Raw genomic sequence first — 16,967 nt, 5'->3', positions numbered from 1 at the left:
TTGGTAAAATTTACTCTTTTTTTTCGCTTAAAACTACATAAAAAATTCCACAAATGCCGATTATAGCGACGATTGCGATAAAAACTACTTCGATTATATCAAGGGCGGTCATTTTTGCTTCTTTCTTTGAGTTGTCCGCACGCAGCACTTATGTCAAGCCCCTTGCTTTGGCGAATCGTGCAGGTTACGCCATGCGCACTGAGATAGTCTTGGAATTTCACCATATTTTCAGTGCTTGGGCGCAGATACGGGCTTCCTTCGTGTGGGTTGAAGTATATCAAATTTACCTTTGCTTTTATGCCGTGAAGTAGCTTTACAAGGGTTTTTGCATCGCTAGGGCTATCATTTACGCCGCCCATGACAAGGTATTCAAACATCACTCGCTTTCGCATGTCAATGGGGAAATTTCGCACGGCGTCCATAACCGAAGCTATGTTGTAGGCTTTGTTTATCGGCATTAATTTGACCCTAAGCTCGTCGGTTACGGCGTGAAGTGAAATGGCAAGCAAAACGCCCAAATCCATTTCACCAAGCTTTTTTATCTGCGTGGCTAGACCGCTTGTGCTGATAGTTTGGCGGCGTGGAGCGATAGCTAGGCCGTCGTTTTCTTTTAAAATTTGCACGGCTTTGGCGACATTTGCTAGGTTATCTAGCGGTTCGCCCATGCCCATATATACGACATTTACGCGTCTTTCGTAAGGGATTTGGTTTGCGATTTTTATGTATAAAATTTGCCCGACGATTTCACCTGCTGTGAGATTTCGCACAAATCCGCCTTTGGCAGTTAGGCAAAACGCACAGCCCATTTTGCAACCGACTTGCGAACTAACGCAGATTGTGTATCTTGCATGGCGTGAAATTTTGCCGTTTTCATCTGCGACTTCATCTTTCATAGGAAGCAAAACGCTTTCTATGGTTTTGCCGTCTTTTAGCTCGAAAAGATATTTTTTGCTTCCGTCGATACTCTCTTCGCATTTTGCGCATTTTACGGGGTCTAAATAGAAATTTTCGCTTAAATTTGCCCTTAATTCCTTTGGCAAATTTAGCATTTCATCAAAATTTTTAACGCCTTTTTTATAAATCCACTCGTAAATTTGCTTGGCTCTAAATTTTGGCGTTATAAGCTCGGATAGTTCATCAAGTGTGAAATCTAGGATATTTTTCAAATTATTCCTTTTTGTTTTAAGTAATTTTCTAAAATTTCTTTGGCTTTTGCGTGATTTTTCAAAAAATCTGTGTGTGCGTTTTGATTGCAAAAATTCGTCGCGACGAAAATTCCGCGAGCTGGGATTTTGAAACTTTCGGCGACTTTGACGACAGAGTAAAATTCCATATTTTCGATTTTGTAGCCGAGTGTGGCGAATTTTTGTGCGCAAATTTCATCTGTGGTGATGAAATTTGATGAGTTGCAAAATGTTTCATATGAAACATTTGGGTCAAAAATCGGGCTGTATGAATAGCCTAAAAGCTCGGAAATTTCGTGGTTTGTGGCCGTTTCGCACTCAAAAATATCAAAAATTTCACCTTCATTATATAGACCGCAACTGCCTACAAACAAAATTTCGCTATGTTTTTCGCTCGCTAAAATTTTGGTTAAATTGATAGCGCAATCCACGAGCCCCACGCCGACAGCGCGCGCGAAGCCGAATTCTTCGCCATTTCCTGCGCACACTATCAACTTCGAACCCTTATGCCGTTTTGCAAAAGATAGGCTTTTAAATCTTTGATTTTTATCTCGCCGAAGTGAAAAATGCTCGCTGCGAGTGCCGCGTCAGCCCCACACTCAAAGGCTTCTTTGATATGCTCCATATTTCCTGCACCGCCACTTGCGATTACGGAGATTTTTAGCATTTTGCTAATTTTGCCTGTAACTTCCACATCAAAGCCGTTTTTGGTGCCGTCGCAGTCCATAGAAGTGAGCAAAATCTCCCCCGCACCGCGGTTTTGCACTTCCTCTGCCCACGCATAAGCGTCCAGTCCGGTGTCTTCTCTGCCGCCTTTGACAAAGACATTGTAGCCCCTGCCAGTTCGTTTGACATCGATTGCCACGACGACGCATTGAGAGCCGAATTTTTTCGCTGCTTCGTCGATTAAACCTGGGTTTGCGATGGCTGATGAGTTTAGGCTGACCTTGTCGCAACCCACATCCAAAAGTCGTGAAATATCGTCGATTTTGCGGATTCCGCCACCCACGGTCAGCGGGATAAAAAGCTGTTTTGCCACGCTTTCGACCACATGCACGATAGTGTCGCGGTTCTCAAAACTAGCCGTAATGTCTAAAAAACAAAGCTCGTCCGCACCCTCGTCGTTATAGCGTTTTGCGATTTCGACAGGATCGCCTGCGTCGCGTAAATTTACGAAATTTACGCCCTTTACCACGCGCCCGTTTTGCACATCTAGGCATGGAATTATTCGTTTTGCAAATGTTTTCAAAATTTTGCCCTTTAAAATTTTTGTAAATTTTAGCCAAATTTCGCTTATATAACCATTTTATAAGTAAAAATTGGATAAAATCTCTCGATGATAGTTGCAAAGAAAAAATTCGGACAAAATTTTCTAAAAGATAGTTTGATTTTAGACAAAATTATCCAATCGATTCCCAAAAATGCTGAAAATATCGTAGAAATTGGGCCTGGCTTGGGTGATTTAACTCGTAATCTTTTAAAGAGTTATAAAGTAAAAAGTTTCGAAATTGATAATGATTTATATCAGATTTTGTGCCAAAGCTTCGCCACAGAGATAAAAAACCGCGATTTGGAGCTGGTTTTGGGCGATGTTTTGGAAATTTGGGAAAATTCTCTTAGCGAAAAACCATATTTTTTGGTTGCGAATTTGCCGTATTATATCGCGACAAATATAATCCTGCGAGCCATCGAAGACCCGCTGTGTGAGGGTTTGGTCGTAATGGTGCAAAAAGAGGTCGCGCAGAAATTTTGCGCAGTTTCTGGGAAGCGGGAATTCGGCGCGATTTCGGTTTTGGCTAGCCTTTGTGGCGGGGCGCAGTATCTTTTCGAGGTGCCTCCACACGCTTTCGAGCCAGCTCCGAAGGTCATTTCAGCCGTGATGAGGATAGAAAAGACGCGCAATCCTTTCCAAAGCGTGGAGCAAAAGCGCGATTTTGAGGTGTTTTTGAGAGCGTGTTTTGCCTCTCCTAGAAAAACACTAGCCAAAAATCTAAGCGCAATCGCGTCCAAATCAGATATAACCCAAATTTTCGAAGAACTAGAAATTTTTGAAAACACAAGACCGCACGAGTTAAATTTCGCCTTATTTTTAGATATTTTTAAAAAATTAAAGGTGAAAAATGGAAGAGAAAAAAACTAACAACCAAGCGCAAAACTCTGATTTTACAGGCCCTGAGCGCTTAAAAAAGGTAAATAGACGCCGCAGACACAGGGAAAATTTAAAAAAATCGTTTGATGAGAGCAAAAATCAAAAAGACGAGCAAAAAACCCCAGCAAACGAAAACAAAAAAAATAAAAAATCAAAAAGCGAAAAAGCGCAAAATCTATCCAGCGAAACAGCCGCGCAAAGCCCAAATTCAGAGGAGGGCGCCAAAAAGAAAAAACGCTCCAAACGCAAGACGAATATGCCAAAAAGCCTAACTGGCACCGAGCCATGGCATGTGGCTATGGACGAGGCGATTGCGGCGAATAAGGCTATGCACGAAGCAAGGCTCTATCCGCTAAAAAATGCAAATTCTAGTGAAACTATCCGCATAACTCCGCTTGGCGGACTTGGCGAGATTGGCGCGAATATGACGATTTTCGAGACCGCTACGAGCGCGATTATCGTCGATGTGGGTATGAGTTTCCCTGATGATAATATGCCCGGCGTGGATATTTTGATCCCTGATTTTAGCTATGTTCGCAAAATCGCTGACAAAGTCAAAGGTATCATCATCACGCACGCGCACGAAGATCACATTGGCGCAATGCCCTATTTTTTCAAGGAATTTCAATTTCCAATTTACGCTACGCCACTCCCGCTTGGCATGATTTCAAACAAATTTGAAGAGCATGGCTTAAAGGCGGAGCGAAGCTATTTCCGCCCGGTGCAAAAGCGCAAAATTTACAAAATCGGCGATTTTGAGGTCGAATTTATCCACATAACGCACTCGATTATCGACGCTAGCGCACTTGCGATTACCACAAAGGCCGGCACGATTATCCACACGGGCGATTTCAAAATCGACCACACCCCAATCGACGGCTATCCGACCGATTTAAACCGCTTGGCGCACTATGGCGATCGTGGCGTAATGCTACTGATGAGCGATAGCACGAATTCTCACAGAGACGGCATTACCAAATCCGAAAATTCGGTAGGCAGGACATTTGACGGCATTTTTGCTAGCTCGAAAGGGCGCGTGATTATGAGCACATTTAGCTCAAATATCCACCGCGTCTATCAAGCGATCGAGCGCGGTGTGAAATACGGCCGCAAGGTCTGCGTGATAGGGCGAAGTATGGAGCGAAACCTATTTACGGCAATGGAGCTAGGCTATGTCGAGCTTGATCGTAAAATTTTCATTGATCCAGATGAGGTCAGCAAATACCCTGACAATGAGGTTTTAATCGTAACCACAGGCTCTCAGGGCGAGACTATGAGCGCGCTATATCGCATGGCCACAGACGAGCATAAATACATAAAAATCAAACCCACAGATCAAGTCATCATCTCGGCAAAGGCGATTCCGGGTAACGAAAACAGCGTCTCAACCGTGCTAAATTTCTTACTAAAAAGTGGCGCAAAGGTGGCGTATCAGGATTTCAGCGAAATCCATGTTAGCGGACACGCTGCCCAAGAGGAGCAAAAACTAATGCTTCGCCTAATCAAGCCGAAATTTTTCCTGCCTGTTCATGGCGAGTATAACCACATAGTCAAACACCGCGAAACTGCGATAGAATGCGGGATTGATGAGAAAAATATCTATTTGATGAACGACGGCGATCAAATGGAGATTTGCGAAAAATACCTAAAACGGGTCAAAACCGTTAAAACCGGCAAGGTTTTCATTGACAATCAAATCAATAAGCAAATTTCCGATGAAATCGTAAAACACAGGCAAAATTTGGCCGACGCTGGCGTGGCTGTGATCATCGCTCAAATCGACAAAACAGCCAAAAAGCTTATCAAATCTCGCGTCATTACCTACGGGCTTGTCGCAGAGTCGCAGACATCTGCCTTTACCAAGGATATGGAGGGCTTAATCGAGCAGTTTTTGGCGAATATGAAAACCGAAATTTTGCTTGATAATCGCGTGTTGGAGTCGCAAATCCGCCAAGCCGTGCGAAAGCATATTTTTAGAAAAACGAAAAAATATCCGACAATCGTGCCGGTTATTTACCTAATGTAAGGGGCATTTTATGGGCATTTTAGAAAACGCAAAAGAGGTTTTGAGGCTCGAAGGTAGCGAGCTTTTACGCCACGCCGAGCTTATCGGCGATGAAATCGAAAGAGCGGTAAATTTGATTTTAGAGTGCAAGGGCAAATTAATCGTTACAGGCGTGGGAAAAAGCGGACATATCGGCGCGAAAATCGCTGCCACTTTGGCAAGCACGGGAACTCCTAGCTTTTTCATGCACCCCACAGAAGCCCTGCACGGCGATCTTGGCATGGTAGGCAAAGATGATTTGGTTTTGGCAATAAGTTTTAGCGGTGAGAGCGAAGAGTTGGTTCGAATTTTGCCACACATTAAGCGATTTGGCGTGAAAATCATCGCAATGGCAAGTAACAAAAATAGCTCTTTGGGGCGAATTTGCGACGAATTTATTAGCCTTAAAATCGAGCGCGAAGCGTGTCCTTTGGGAGCGGCGCCTACGGTTTCTACCACGCTAACACTTGCACTTGGCGATGCGTTAGCAGTGTGCCTAATGAGTGAGCGAAAATTTCAAAAAGAAGATTTCGCAAACTTCCACCCGGGCGGCAGTCTTGGCAAACGCCTTTACTTAAAAGTCGCCGATGTCATGCGAACTAACGATTTGCCGATTGTTAGCGAAAGTGTTAGTCTAAAAGAAGCCATAAATGCGATGACGCACGGCAAACTAGGCACCGTTTTGCTAACTAACGCTAACGGAAAGCTAACGGCGATTTTAAGCGACGGAGATTTGCGTAGGGCGCTCATGAGCGAGAATTTTAGCCTTGAAGAAAGCGCGATTAAATTTGCCACAAAATCGCCAAAAACCATTGAAAATTCGCAAATTTTAGCTTCCAAAGCGTTGGAGATGATAGAAAATTTTAAAATTCAGCTTCTTGCCGTTACAGATGAAAACGGCGTTCCTATCGGCACCGTGCATATCCACGACCTTAAAAACATAGGGCTATAAAATGGAAAAAATGCGTTTAAATAAATTTATCTCGCACAACACAGGTTATTCACGCCGTGAAGCCGACGAGCTAATCAAAAACGGCAAAGTTAGCATAAACGGGCGAGTTGTTAGTGAGTTTGTCGAAGTTAGTGGCGAAGAAAAAATCCGCATAAACGGGCGAATAATCAAGAAAAAAACCGAATTTAGCGTGATTGTCTATCACAAACCAAAGGGCGAATTAGTCACCAAAAAAGACGATCGCGGTCGCAAGACGATTTATGACAGCTTGCCAAACGGATTTTCTAAATTTGTTAGTATCGGACGGCTAGACTTTGCTAGTGAAGGGCTTTTGCTATTAACTGACGCCCCTGCTATCGCCACTGCGTTAATGAAAAGCGACATTGAAAGAGAATATTACCTAAAAGTCAAAGGCGAAGTAACTGACGAAGTCGTAACGGCGATAAAAGAGGGCTTTTACGCGGACGACGCCACCAAGGGCGCTCACGCCAAAAGCAAAATCAAATCAATGGAATTTAAGCCCTTTTTGGCGTATCGCATAATGCCAAGCAGCGGCGGCTACACCAAAATCAAAGCTATCATAAACGAAGGGCAAAACAGAGAGTTAAGGCGGTTTTTTGGGTATTTTGACCTAGAAGTCGTAGATCTCAAACGCACGGCATTTGGACGGGTTACGCTAGGGACTTTGAAACCCGGAAAGTGGAGATATTTGGATAGCTCGGAATATGATGATCTGAGAGATTTTTTGAAGCAAGAAAAAATTTATTACTAAAATTCCCCAGACTTGACGGATTAAATTAAAAAATTTCACGCTTCCTGCGGTCACGGACGACCTAGTCCGCTCCCTTGAAAGCCTGAAATTTTTTAAATTACTACGCCTATTCTGTCTTGAATATTTTTTATAATTAAATAAATTCAACTTTCAAGGCAAATTTGCTAGAATTTGACATTTTAAATTTAAAAAAGGCGATAAAATGGCAATTCCGACTTTTAAAGAAATGATGTTTCCAATACTAAAATTCATGAGTGATAAACAAATTCATACTCGACAAGATACAATGAAATTTATTGTAGATTATTTTAAATTGAACAATGAAGAAAAAAGTATAATGGTTTCTAGCCAACAAATGTTTTTATATGAAAATCGTGCTAGTTGGGCGTTGTCATATTTGACAGGAAAAATAAATTTAATACAGCGTGTTAGTTTGGGAAAATATAAGATTACAGAATTAGGACAAAAAATCGCAAAAAGTGAAAAAGAATTTGAAGAATTATGCAATAAAACTTACACAGGAAAGCAAAATCCTAATTTTAAAAAAACAGCCGAAAATCCACAAAACAACACCCCTGATGAAAATTTAAATTTAAATTTGGACGAAATTAATGATAATGTAAAATCCGAGATAATGGATAGAATTTTGCATAACGAGCCGAGATTTTTTGAAAATTTAGCACTTAGATTGCTCGAAAAAATCGGCTATGGCGTGAGTATGGGCGAACTTACACAAAATGGCGCTGACGGCGGGATTGACGGCATTGTAAATGAAGACATTTTGGGATTTTCAAAAATTTATATCCAAGCAAAACGCTTTGATAAAGGCGTCGTCGGTCGCCCTGAAATCCAAAAATTTGTCGGTGTCCTAGCAACAAAACCTACCAAAAAAGGGCTTTTTATCACAACTTCAAAATTCTCTAACGAAGCGGTCGAATTTGCTTCAAATTTACAAGGTTATTCGGTAGTTTTAATCGACGGCGACAGGCTTTTGGACTTAATGCTAAAATATAAACTAGGTGTCCAAGTGAAAGAAATCAAAGAAATTTTTGCCGTAGATAATGATTTTTTCGATGACGAAAATTATTAAATTTGGGGCTTGAAAATGTCCAAAAAAATCGAAAAAACTAACGCTTGTCGCATACTTGACGGGCTTAAAATTCATTACGAAATACTTGAATACGAAGTCGATGAAAACAACCTTGACGCCGTGCATGTGGCAAATTCGTGCCAAAAGCCTATCGAGCAGGTCTATAAAACGATAGTTTGCGAGTGCGGGGGTGAGTATATCACAGCGTGTTTGCAAGGCGATTTAAACCTTGATTTAAAGGCGTTAGCTAGAATTGCGAAAGTCAAACGAACCGAGCTAATGAACTTAAAAGAGCTAACAAAAATCACAGGCTATGTTAGGGGCGGTTGTTCGCCGCTTGGCATGAAAAAGCACTTTCGCACATTTATCGACTCACGCGCACTAACACAAACTCAAATTTGCGTTAGTGCAGGAGTGCGGGGCAAACAAATTTGGCTAAATCCAAACGATTTAGCGACTGCGACAAAGGCAGAATTTGGCGAATTTGCCGTGAAATTAGAAGGCTAAATTTCAGCGCTCGAATTTACCCTAAATTTAAAAGCTAAATTTCGCTACGAGCGCATTTCGTTTAGCAAAGCCGTAATCTTTGGCTCTTCGCTCGCTTTGATTTCGCTAGCGGCGAAGGGTGCGAGATTTCGTGCGATTTCTATCATCATATTTATGCTTAAAATCACATTTGCGTTTTGGTTCGTGTCTATGCGAGTAAAGAGCGTGTCGTTCGAAACCGCGATAAATACGGAGTTGCTCACAGCGTGCATTTGCACTGGGGAGTTTAGGCTAATGCTGATGAGTTCGAGCGTGGTTAGGATTTTGCCGTCTTTTAAAACCTCGCTGTCAAAATTCTCGCCAGCGTAAATGTCGAAAATATCGGATTTGGCGATATTTGCCTTTTGGAGTTTGAGGTGCGGGGTTTGGAGCATAAACTCACCCTTGCCAATCGCCGAAAAATCGCTAGCAAAGGCGAGTGGATAGTCAAATTTCGCTATAAATCCAGTGTAAATTTTGCCGTCATTTATGCGCCCCCACTCGAATTTATCGAGCCCTAACAAACTTTTTTTTCGTTTGTTAGTGCGTGCTAGCGCGGCATCGCCAAATTTCGCCTCGATTTCACCTACTTTGCCTACTAGTGATCGTTTGCAAACGCATGTGTTAGCGTCTTTTTTAATCGGAAGCGAGCTTAAATCCTCTAAAAAAAATGCGCCAAAGGGCTTAAAAGTAAGCCCGGTTTCCTTGGCAATCCAAAGCAAAATTTCATTGTCAAACGCCTTATCGAGCAGGGCTGAGAAGTGCTGTTTTTGGTTTTTGTCAAAATACGAGTGCGCCAAAAGCCCGCAAATCCCAATCAAACAGCCCAAAATGATTTTAAATTTCAGCGAATATCCGCCACTTAAAATCAAAAACGCCAGCGCACAAACCACGCAAACGACGATAATTAGCCGTTTTTTCGCGCTCGCTTCATTTTCTAAAATCGTCTTTTTTTTCAGCTCAAACGATACTATACTCATATTTTCTCCACAAATGCTTTTTGATTGTTTTTCAAAATTTTAGCCAAAATTTTAAATTTTTCCAACTCCTTTTTTAGCGTGACGGCTGGGGAGTTTTCGCCAAGGAGCGGGTATGAAATATTTGGCTCGAAGCTGTTTTTACCAAGCGCGATATATAGCCAAATTTTACCTCCCTCACACGCTAGGCTAAGTGGAGCTTTGAAATAATCCCTAAGTGCGATTAGCTGCTCCATAAATTTGGGCGTTAGTATGTAGTGCGCGCTGATAGGATCATTTGAATATGTGCGGAAATACTGCTCAAACTCAGCGTTATCCATACTAACGCGTTTTAGGTGTGAGTTAGTTCTGGCGTTAGTGTCGATGACATGGAGCGTGGAGGCGAAATTTTGGTTAAATTCGGCTATAAGCGTTATGCCATAAAATAGGGTTGTTAGTTTGGGCGTTTGTTTTTGGTTAGTGTGTGTTTGTGTTTGTTTGGCAAGATAAATATCGCAAAACTGCGCCCTCACGCCCTCGATTTCGCCAGCGAAAAAATCATCGCCCCTATACACGCTAAAATCGCTTTCGTAAAACCCGGGCGCGTTAAATTCGGCAAATTCGAAAAATCTTTTGCGCTCGTAGCTTAAATTTTCGTCTTTGGCGATTAGGCTTAGGATTTCGTCCTTAAAGCGCGCGTTAAAGGGCGTTATAAGTCTAGCGTGCGAAATGCTAAAAAACATAAGCGAGGCAAAAACGCAAATTATGCTAGAAATGAGCAAATCAGGCACAAATCGTAGCAAAACGGGGAGTAGGACGAAAATGAGCGCAAAGGAAGCGACCTTTAAAATGCGTAAATTTTTGGCGATTTTTGCCCGTTTGGTTTCCAAAATTTCCAAATTTTGGATAATTTCTTCGTTTTTAAATTTTAAAATTTTTTCCATTATTTTAGCATTTCTGATAAATTTGGCGCGCGTTTTTCGCTCTCATCGGCGGCGAAAAATTCGCTCTTTTTGAAGTGAAAAAAGCTAGCGATGAGGTTTGTGGGAAACATTTCGCATGCGTTGTTATACACCATAACTGCGCCGTTGTAAGCGCGTCTAGCTGCGCTGATTTGCTCTTCGACTTCGCTTAGCGTGGCTTGGAGATGAAGGACATTTTCGTTGGCTTTTAGCTCTGGGTAGTTTTCCACAGCGATTTTTAGCGAGCCAAGAGTGCGCGAGAGTTCGGCGTTTAGGGCGAATTTTTGCGCGTCGTTTGTGGCGCTCATCGCTTCGCTTCGCAAAGCCGTGATTTTGCTCAATACTTCGCGTTCGTGCGTTAGGTAGGCTTTGACAGAGGCGAGTAAATTTGGGATCAAATCGTAGCGTTTTTTAAGCTGTGTATCGACGCTAGAAGCGATATTCGAGACCTGATTTCGTTTGGCGATTAATGAGTTATAAATGCCAATAACGGCAAAAATTAAAACTGCAATTATGGTTAAAAAGATAGTTAAAACGCCCATATTTTCCCTTTGAAAATGAAATTTTGCTATTTTAGCATAAATTATATTTAAAATTTTGCGTTTTTTAAATTTTATATAAGTAAAATTTGGATAAACTCCATTTTTCCTACAATGTGTCAAGGTAGCTCAGCTGGTTAGAGCGCTGGTCTCATAAGCCGGAGGTCGAGAGTTCAAGTCTCTCTCTTGACACCATTTTTTATACGATTTTAAATTACACCGATTTTAGCTCAGCGTCAATTCTTTTAGCGTTTGGATATGCGCTTTTGGGGGCAGTCCATACATGCGCGCGTATTCTCTGCTAAACTGGCTCGTGCTCTCATAGCCCACATCAAATGCCACTTGCGAGACCGAAGTCGTGGTATTTAGCAGCATAAATTTTGCCTCTTCCAGTCTTATTCTTTTTTGAAATTCTAGTGGGGAAAGGGCGGTAAATTTTTTGAAATTATGGTAAAAAGACGAAACGCTAATGCCGATTTTTTCAGCCAAATCACTCATATTTATCGCTTCGTTAAAATGCGCTGAAATTTCACTGATAGCGTGTGCTATTTGGTTTTGCATGGTGCCATTTAGGATAAATTTGTATAAGAAATTCGCAGCTCCCTCATCGCCACTCATCAGCGAATACAAAACCTCTTTTATAGATAGATTTACCAAATACTCGCTGTGCGCGCCACCTCGTTCTAGCAAATGCACCAGCCTAGCGATAGAATCAGCCAAATCGAAGCTGATTTTGCTCACATAAAGGCTTTCTTTTAGCTTTTTTTTCGACGGGGTGAAATTTATGTTTTTAATCGCCTCGGCCAAATCATCGACTTTAAATTCGACAATAATTGACAAAAGTGGGCATTGCGTAACCCTGCCCGAAATCGGTATGTGAGTAGGGGTGAGCATGAATTGGTCTTTGTTATAAAAATACTCTTTGCCGTTAAATTTCACTAGCTTGTTTCCGCGTAGAGCGATACAGATACTAGGCTTGTAAATTCCGCTGCGAAACTCGGTAGTTTCGTCCGCGCGGTAAAATTTAATCTGCTCGATTTGTGTATCTATAACGCCGTAATTTGGATAATTTTTATCAATAAAATTTGCAATTTCATCTAAAATTTTGTTTTTATCTTTCATTTTTACCCCTTTTGAAATTTTGATTTATTTTAGCAAATAATTTTAAATTTTGCAGAATTAGGCAATAAATTTGTAAAATTTGTCTATAAGAATTTTGTAAATTCGGTTATAATGTGCGAAATTTTTTAAAGGAGAATTATGGAAAATTTCAGTTTTAAAAACCCTGTGCAGGTCGAATTTGGCAAGGGCAAAGAGAAAAATATCGGCGAGTATATGGCAAAATACGGCGCGAAAAAGGCGCTTGTCGTCTATGGAAGCGATAGAGTGAAAAAATCTGGGCTTTTCGATACAGCCGTAAATTCGCTCAAAGCGCACGGCATAGAATACGCCGAGCTTGGCGGGGTTAAAAGCAATCCAGTGCTTAGCAAAGTCCATGAGGGCGTGAAAATCGCGAAAGATTTCGGTGCAGATAGTGTGCTAGCAATCGGTGGCGGAAGCGTGCTAGATAGCTGTAAGGCAATAGCGGCAGGAGCGTGCTATGAGGGCGATGTGTGGGACTTTTTCTTCGCAAAAGAGGTTCAAAAAGCACTTATGATTTTTGACATTATCACACTTGCCGCGACTGGTTCTGAGATGAATAGAGGCGGCGTAGTCACAAACGAAGCGACAAGGCAAAAATTTGGCATAGATGGCCCAGCTTTGTTCCCAAAAGTTTCAGTCATAAACCCAGAGCTTCAAGCTACCGTAACGCCTGAGTATTTGGTGTATTCGGCTAGCGATATCATCGCACACTCAATCGAGGGCTATTTCACAGCCACAAAACACCCTGAAATCATCGATATGTATATCGAAGCAAACATAAAAACCGTTATGAAAACAACCGAAATTTTGCTTAAAAACCCTGATGATTACGAGGCTAGGGGCGATTTCGCGTGGGCTGCGACAATGGCGCTAAATGGGCTAACTTATGTGGGCGTGAGCGGTTATAGCTACCCAAATCACATGCTAGAACACGCAATGAGCGCGGTGGTCGATTGTGCGCACGGAGCGGGGCTAAGCGTGATAATGCCAGCATGGATGAAATGGTATAAGAAAAATAATGAAGCCAAATTTGCGTGCTTTGCCAAAGAAATTTTTGGGCTTGACAATGCAGAGGCTGGAATTGACGCGCTTAAAGCGTGGTTTGATAAAATTGGCACTCCAACTACGCTTGGCGGGGTAAAAATTGATGATAGCAATGTAGGCGAAGTCATGGAAATCATCGTGCGAGATGCGCCAAAATGGGGCTTACCACAATACGACGCAAAAGCTGTGAAAGAGATTTTTGATCTAGCAAAATAGTTTTGAATTTGGCGGAATTTTAAAATTTCGCCAAATTTTAATTTAATATCCTTTTGATTTTAGGATTGTGTCTAATATTCTTTGATAAACAGCGCAAACATTGGTTAAATTTTCTTTCTCACAACTTAGTTTTAGATATTTTAGTGTTTTTGGCGAATTTTCCTGTGCGCAATTACCGCGGTTGTAAATGCTGGCTAGTCTTATACAAGCAGTATAAATATGGGCTTCGTTGGAATTACATATTTTTTCATAATATTTTATGGCTTTTGCGCCAACTTCAAAATTTTTGGTTTTATCGCAACTATTTTCTAAATTTGTCGCCAACTCAAAGCATTTATCTGAATTCCCAGCCTCGCACTCTTTTTCGAGCTCTGAAATTTGTGTGTTAGCAAACGCACTAACACACAAAACCAAACAAAAAACGAAATTTTTCATAAATTTGTTAGTCTTTGTTAGCGTGTGATTTACGCCATTATTACGCCATTTCCCTCGCATACTTCGCCGATAACATATCCGTCAGTGTTAGCTAACACAAAATCAGCGTTAGCCTTCGGTGCGACTAACACCAAACCCACGCCGTTATTAAATGTGCGCTCCATTTCGCTAGCTTCTACCTTTTTGGCTAAAATTTTAAAAATCTCAGGCGTTTTGATTGCGTTTTTCTCGATTTTCGCGCCAAGCCCAGCAGGGAATACGCGAGGCAGATTTTCTACCAAACCACCACCCGTGATATGCGCGCAGGCGTGAATTTTATCTTTCAGTGCCAAAAACTCTTTTACATAAATTCTAGTCGGTTCTAAAAGCGTGTCGATTAGGCTTTTTTCGCCGATTTTCTCGTCAAATTTCAGCCCTAGCTCAGAAACTACTCTGCGCGCTAGCGAAAAGCCGTTTGAGTGCAAACCGCTACTTGGCAAAGCAATCAAAACATCGCCACGCTCTACAAATTCCGTGCGATCTATCTCGTCTTGCTCGGCTATTCCTACGGCAAAACCGGCTAAATCGAAATCTTTGCCCTCATACATCGACGGCATTTCGGCTGTCTCGCCGCCGATTAGCGCACACCTAGCCATTTTGCACCCCTCGGCGATACCTGCTACTACGCGTTTTGCGCTTGCGATTTCAAGTTTTGCCGTAGCGTAATAATCTAGGAAAAATAGCGGTGTAGCGAAGTTGCAGATGAGGTCATTGACGCACATTGCGACTAGATCGATGCCTACGCCGTCAAGCTTATCTGTGTCGATTGCTAGGCGAAGTTTGGTGCCCACTCCGTCAGTTGCGCCTAAAATTGCTGGTTTTTTATACCCGCTTGGTAGCGCGAACGCACCGCTAAATGAGCCAATTCCGCCAATCACGCCTGGGGTCATTGTGGATTTGACTAGGGGTTTTATACTTTGCACAAACTCATTTCCTGCGTCGATATCGACACCTGCTTCTTTGTAGCTAATCACGGTTTTTCCTTTTTTTGGATTTATTAGAAAATTAAATTATTTTAGCTAAAATTGCATAAAAACGCTATAAAGGGGTGTGAAATGGCATATAAAAATGGTTATGTAATCACAGGCTCGATAGGATCTGGCAAATCTAGCGTTAGTAAAATTTTGCGTGATTTGGGCTATCAAATCATCGACGCAGACGAAATCTCGCACCAGCTACTGGATAAATCCTGGATAGATATTTCAAAAATTTTTGGCAACGAATACATTACAAAAGACGGCAAATCCGTGCGAATTCGCAGGAAAAAGCTAGGCGATTTGGTCTTTAACGACAAGGCTGAGCTTGCCAAACTAGAAGCAATCTTGCACCCAAAAATCAAAGATGAAATTCTAAGACAATCTGAAATTTTAGAACACCTAAATAAACCATTTTTCGCCGATATTCCGCTGTATTTCGAGCGCCAAAAATACGATGAATTTGATAAAATTGTAGTCGTATATGCCCCACACGACTTGCTTATAGAGCGCATTATGGAGCGAAACGCACTAACGCGTGAGCAGGCCACGCTTCGCGTTAGTTTGCAAGCAGATATCGAATTTAAGCGTGCAAACGCAAATTTTGTTATAGAAAATGTTAGCGATAAAATAACACTTGAAAAAAATGTGAAAAAATTTTTAAAGGAGATAAATTGAATTTTTCAAAGTATAACGCATGCGGAAATGATTTTGTAGTAGTCGAGTTTTCACAAAGTGCCGAGCGTGGCAGTCTAGCTAGGGTGCTTTGCAACCGCGCAGAAGGTATCGGAGCCAACGGATTTATTTCGCTAAGCAACCAAACAACCCCTGGAAGCAACGACAATAATATCATTGTGGAGTTTTACAACCCAGATGGCACTAGAAGCCCGATAAGCGCAAACGCCGCAATGGTTGTGTGTATGTATGCTTACGAGCGATTTTTATCTGGCAAAAATGTGAAATTCAAAAACGACGCCAATGTAATAAACGGCGAAATTCGCGGATTTGACACAGGCAGAAGCGTGAGTTTTGGCACAAAAAAACGAGATTCAAATTTTGGTCAAATTTACGGCATGGGCTCAAACCGCGCAATCACGGCAAATGTCGAGGTCGAGTTTGATAATGTCAATCGCCTTGGCGAGGGATTTATGAGCAATGGCCACATGTGGTATTTATACGAGGTCGGTATGCCAAATGTCGTAACCTTTGTTAAAGATTTGAGCGCATACAACCACACCCTAGCTACCGAGCTTAGCGCGCAATTTAACGCCAATGTAAGTTATGCTGAGATGAGTAACACAGGGGTTAGGGTGCGCACATACGCACACGGCGCGAAAAAAGAGGTGCTATCATGCGGAACTGGCATAGCTAGCGCATATATCGCAGGCAGAGCGCACTATAATCTGAGCGAAAACGCAAATATGGCGTGCGTGAGTGGCGAAAAAATCGGCGTAAAAATGCGCGGCGAGACTGCGTGCATATCAGGCGATGTCAGACACCTTTTCGACGGCGATTTTATCGCGTAAAGGGCTAGCGTGAAAATCAAAAATATCGATCATTTTGTGATTTTAAGCGCAAATTTAGAGGCGACACTGAAATTTTACGGCGAAATTTTAGGCCTTGAAATCGTGCAAAACGGCGCCAAAATGGCTGTAAAATTCGGAGATTCTAAAATCAATATCCACCAAAAACTAGCCGAATTTCTACCCGTAGCGAAAAATCAAACCTACGGCTCGGCTGATTTTTGCCTAATCGCACAAGGGGACATCGATGAAATCGCGCGCGAAATCACCTCTCGTGGCGCTGTGATCGAGCTAGGACCTGTGGAGCGAACCGGCGCGCTTGGCAAGATGAAAAGCGTGTATCTATACGATCCAGACGGAAATTTGGTCGAAATTTCGGTTTATTAAATTTGATTTGGCGTAAATTTTGCGAAATTTGCG

General features: G+C 42.0%; 19 protein-coding genes and 1 tRNA gene. 11 read left to right on the top strand and 9 right to left on the bottom strand.

Annotated elements, in window-relative coordinates:
• Nucleotides 1-98: 98 nt before the first annotated feature.
• Genes rlmN through hisF form a run of 3 tightly spaced genes read right to left on the bottom strand, consistent with a single transcriptional unit; the run spans nucleotide 99 to nucleotide 2,433 of the window.
• The gene (gene rlmN / locus OFN91_RS04150; RefSeq protein ID WP_270873380.1) at nucleotides 99-1,166 is read right to left on the bottom strand and encodes a 23S rRNA (adenine(2503)-C(2))-methyltransferase RlmN; all 1,068 of its coding nucleotides are present in this window, start codon (nucleotides 1,164-1,166) and stop codon (nucleotides 99-101) included.
• Nucleotides 1,163-1,672, bottom strand: coding sequence for a purine-nucleoside phosphorylase (locus tag OFN91_RS04145; protein WP_333720466.1), 510 nt, complete (start codon nucleotides 1,670-1,672; stop codon nucleotides 1,163-1,165). Before OFN91_RS04145 ends, rlmN begins: the two co-directional genes overlap by 4 nt.
• 2 nt (nucleotides 1,673-1,674) lie before the next feature.
• The gene (hisF, locus tag OFN91_RS04140; protein WP_270873378.1) at nucleotides 1,675-2,433 is read right to left on the bottom strand and encodes an imidazole glycerol phosphate synthase subunit HisF; all 759 of its coding nucleotides are present in this window, start codon (nucleotides 2,431-2,433) and stop codon (nucleotides 1,675-1,677) included.
• A gap of 87 nt (nucleotides 2,434-2,520) precedes the next feature.
• On the opposite strand from hisF, the gene rsmA reads away from it, so the two are divergent.
• From rsmA to ybaK, 6 genes are all read left to right on the top strand, one after another.
• The gene (gene rsmA, locus OFN91_RS04135; protein WP_270873377.1) at nucleotides 2,521-3,324 is read left to right on the top strand and encodes a 16S rRNA (adenine(1518)-N(6)/adenine(1519)-N(6))-dimethyltransferase RsmA; all 804 of its coding nucleotides are present in this window, start codon (nucleotides 2,521-2,523) and stop codon (nucleotides 3,322-3,324) included.
• A complete protein-coding gene (locus OFN91_RS04130) occupies nucleotides 3,305-5,359 on the top strand; it encodes a ribonuclease J (protein ID WP_270862686.1) in 2,055 nt (684 codons plus the stop codon). Before rsmA ends, OFN91_RS04130 begins: the two co-directional genes overlap by 20 nt.
• Before the next feature lie 10 nt (nucleotides 5,360-5,369).
• Entirely contained in the window at nucleotides 5,370-6,329 is a 960-nt protein-coding gene (locus OFN91_RS04125) for a KpsF/GutQ family sugar-phosphate isomerase (RefSeq protein WP_270873376.1), read from the top strand.
• A 1-nt stretch (nucleotide 6,330) separates the two neighbouring features.
• On the top strand, nucleotides 6,331-7,101 hold the full coding sequence (locus tag OFN91_RS04120; protein WP_270873375.1) for a pseudouridine synthase: 771 nt from the start codon (nucleotides 6,331-6,333) through the stop codon (nucleotides 7,099-7,101).
• A 202-nt stretch (nucleotides 7,102-7,303) separates the two neighbouring features.
• A complete protein-coding gene (locus OFN91_RS04115; protein ID WP_270873374.1) occupies nucleotides 7,304-8,191 on the top strand; it encodes a restriction endonuclease in 888 nt (295 codons plus the stop codon).
• Between the two features lie 15 nt (nucleotides 8,192-8,206).
• On the top strand, nucleotides 8,207-8,698 hold the full coding sequence (gene ybaK / locus OFN91_RS04110; protein WP_270873373.1) for a Cys-tRNA(Pro) deacylase: 492 nt from the start codon (nucleotides 8,207-8,209) through the stop codon (nucleotides 8,696-8,698).
• 44 nt (nucleotides 8,699-8,742) lie between these two features.
• Here ybaK and OFN91_RS04105 read toward each other — a convergent pair whose 3' ends face one another.
• The 3 genes from OFN91_RS04105 to OFN91_RS04095 are packed head-to-tail and all read right to left on the bottom strand — an operon-like array spanning nucleotide 8,743 to nucleotide 11,176.
• Nucleotides 8,743-9,696: a hypothetical protein gene (locus OFN91_RS04105; RefSeq protein ID WP_270873372.1), complete on the bottom strand. Its 954-nt coding sequence runs from the start codon at nucleotides 9,694-9,696 to the stop codon at nucleotides 8,743-8,745.
• Entirely contained in the window at nucleotides 9,693-10,616 is a 924-nt protein-coding gene (locus tag OFN91_RS04100) for a DUF3137 domain-containing protein (RefSeq protein ID WP_270873371.1), read from the bottom strand. Before OFN91_RS04100 ends, OFN91_RS04105 begins: the two co-directional genes overlap by 4 nt.
• Nucleotides 10,616-11,176, bottom strand: a complete 561-nt coding sequence (locus OFN91_RS04095) for a LemA family protein (protein WP_270873370.1) — start codon at nucleotides 11,174-11,176, stop codon at nucleotides 10,616-10,618. Before OFN91_RS04095 ends, OFN91_RS04100 begins: the two co-directional genes overlap by 1 nt.
• 115 nt (nucleotides 11,177-11,291) lie before the next feature.
• On the opposite strand from OFN91_RS04095, the gene OFN91_RS04090 reads away from it, so the two are divergent.
• Nucleotides 11,292-11,368, top strand: a tRNA-Met gene (locus tag OFN91_RS04090).
• A 30-nt stretch (nucleotides 11,369-11,398) separates the two neighbouring features.
• Here the strand turns inward: OFN91_RS04090 and OFN91_RS04085 are convergent.
• Nucleotides 11,399-12,295: an AraC family transcriptional regulator gene (locus tag OFN91_RS04085; RefSeq protein ID WP_270873369.1), complete on the bottom strand. Its 897-nt coding sequence runs from the start codon at nucleotides 12,293-12,295 to the stop codon at nucleotides 11,399-11,401.
• Nucleotides 12,296-12,433: 138 nt separating this feature from the next.
• Between OFN91_RS04085 and OFN91_RS04080 the strand changes: the two genes are divergently transcribed.
• Nucleotides 12,434-13,576: an iron-containing alcohol dehydrogenase gene (locus OFN91_RS04080; protein WP_270873368.1), complete on the top strand. Its 1,143-nt coding sequence runs from the start codon at nucleotides 12,434-12,436 to the stop codon at nucleotides 13,574-13,576.
• A 42-nt stretch (nucleotides 13,577-13,618) separates the two neighbouring features.
• Here the strand turns inward: OFN91_RS04080 and OFN91_RS04075 are convergent, their stop codons facing one another.
• Together OFN91_RS04075 and purM are read right to left on the bottom strand one after the other, a co-directional pair.
• Nucleotides 13,619-14,071 carry a hypothetical protein gene (locus OFN91_RS04075; protein WP_270873367.1) on the bottom strand — a complete coding sequence of 151 codons (453 nt, stop codon included), beginning with the start codon at nucleotides 14,069-14,071 and terminating at the stop codon, nucleotides 13,619-13,621.
• Complete coding sequence (purM, locus tag OFN91_RS04070; protein WP_270873366.1) at nucleotides 14,041-15,024, bottom strand: phosphoribosylformylglycinamidine cyclo-ligase; 984 nt, start codon at nucleotides 15,022-15,024, stop codon at nucleotides 14,041-14,043. Before purM ends, OFN91_RS04075 begins: the two co-directional genes overlap by 31 nt.
• A gap of 81 nt (nucleotides 15,025-15,105) precedes the next feature.
• Between purM and coaE the strand changes: the two genes are divergently transcribed.
• From coaE to OFN91_RS04055, 3 genes are read left to right on the top strand one after another with little or no spacing between them, the layout of a single operon-like run.
• Nucleotides 15,106-15,702: a dephospho-CoA kinase gene (coaE, locus tag OFN91_RS04065; RefSeq protein ID WP_270873365.1), complete on the top strand. Its 597-nt coding sequence runs from the start codon at nucleotides 15,106-15,108 to the stop codon at nucleotides 15,700-15,702.
• Nucleotides 15,699-16,550 (top strand): diaminopimelate epimerase, encoded by an 852-nt coding sequence (locus OFN91_RS04060; protein WP_270873364.1) that lies wholly within the window; start codon nucleotides 15,699-15,701, stop codon nucleotides 16,548-16,550. Before coaE ends, OFN91_RS04060 begins: the two co-directional genes overlap by 4 nt.
• Nucleotides 16,551-16,559: 9 nt before the next feature.
• On the top strand, nucleotides 16,560-16,934 hold the full coding sequence (locus OFN91_RS04055) for a VOC family protein (protein ID WP_270867877.1): 375 nt from the start codon (nucleotides 16,560-16,562) through the stop codon (nucleotides 16,932-16,934).
• Nucleotides 16,935-16,967: the final 33 nt, after the last annotated feature.

This window comes from Campylobacter sp. JMF_08 NE1 (assembly GCF_027737875.1).
GTDB lineage: Bacteria > Campylobacterota > Campylobacteria > Campylobacterales > Campylobacteraceae > Campylobacter_B.
The sequence above is the reverse complement of the archived record's forward strand: the minus strand, read 5'-3'. Positions and strand labels throughout refer to the sequence as shown.

Coding starts and splice junctions, on each gene's coding strand:
- OFN91_RS04130 (WP_270862686.1), top strand. CDS start 3,305: ATGGAAGAGAAAAAAACTAACAACCAAGCGCAAAACTCTGATTTTACA.
- OFN91_RS04115 (WP_270873374.1), top strand. CDS start 7,304: ATGGCAATTCCGACTTTTAAAGAAATGATGTTTCCAATACTAAAATTC.
- OFN91_RS04080 (WP_270873368.1), top strand. CDS start 12,434: ATGGAAAATTTCAGTTTTAAAAACCCTGTGCAGGTCGAATTTGGCAAG.
- ybaK (WP_270873373.1), top strand. CDS start 8,207: ATGTCCAAAAAAATCGAAAAAACTAACGCTTGTCGCATACTTGACGGG.
- OFN91_RS04075 (WP_270873367.1), bottom strand. CDS start 14,071: ATGCGAGGGAAATGGCGTAATAATGGCGTAAATCACACGCTAACAAAG.
- OFN91_RS04125 (WP_270873376.1), top strand. CDS start 5,370: ATGGGCATTTTAGAAAACGCAAAAGAGGTTTTGAGGCTCGAAGGTAGC.
- OFN91_RS04105 (WP_270873372.1), bottom strand. CDS start 9,696: ATGAGTATAGTATCGTTTGAGCTGAAAAAAAAGACGATTTTAGAAAAT.
- rsmA (WP_270873377.1), top strand. CDS start 2,521: ATGATAGTTGCAAAGAAAAAATTCGGACAAAATTTTCTAAAAGATAGT.
- OFN91_RS04085 (WP_270873369.1), bottom strand. CDS start 12,295: ATGAAAGATAAAAACAAAATTTTAGATGAAATTGCAAATTTTATTGAT.
- OFN91_RS04120 (WP_270873375.1), top strand. CDS start 6,331: ATGGAAAAAATGCGTTTAAATAAATTTATCTCGCACAACACAGGTTAT.
- OFN91_RS04095 (WP_270873370.1), bottom strand. CDS start 11,176: ATGGGCGTTTTAACTATCTTTTTAACCATAATTGCAGTTTTAATTTTT.
- coaE (WP_270873365.1), top strand. CDS start 15,106: ATGGCATATAAAAATGGTTATGTAATCACAGGCTCGATAGGATCTGGC.
- OFN91_RS04100 (WP_270873371.1), bottom strand. CDS start 10,616: ATGGAAAAAATTTTAAAATTTAAAAACGAAGAAATTATCCAAAATTTG.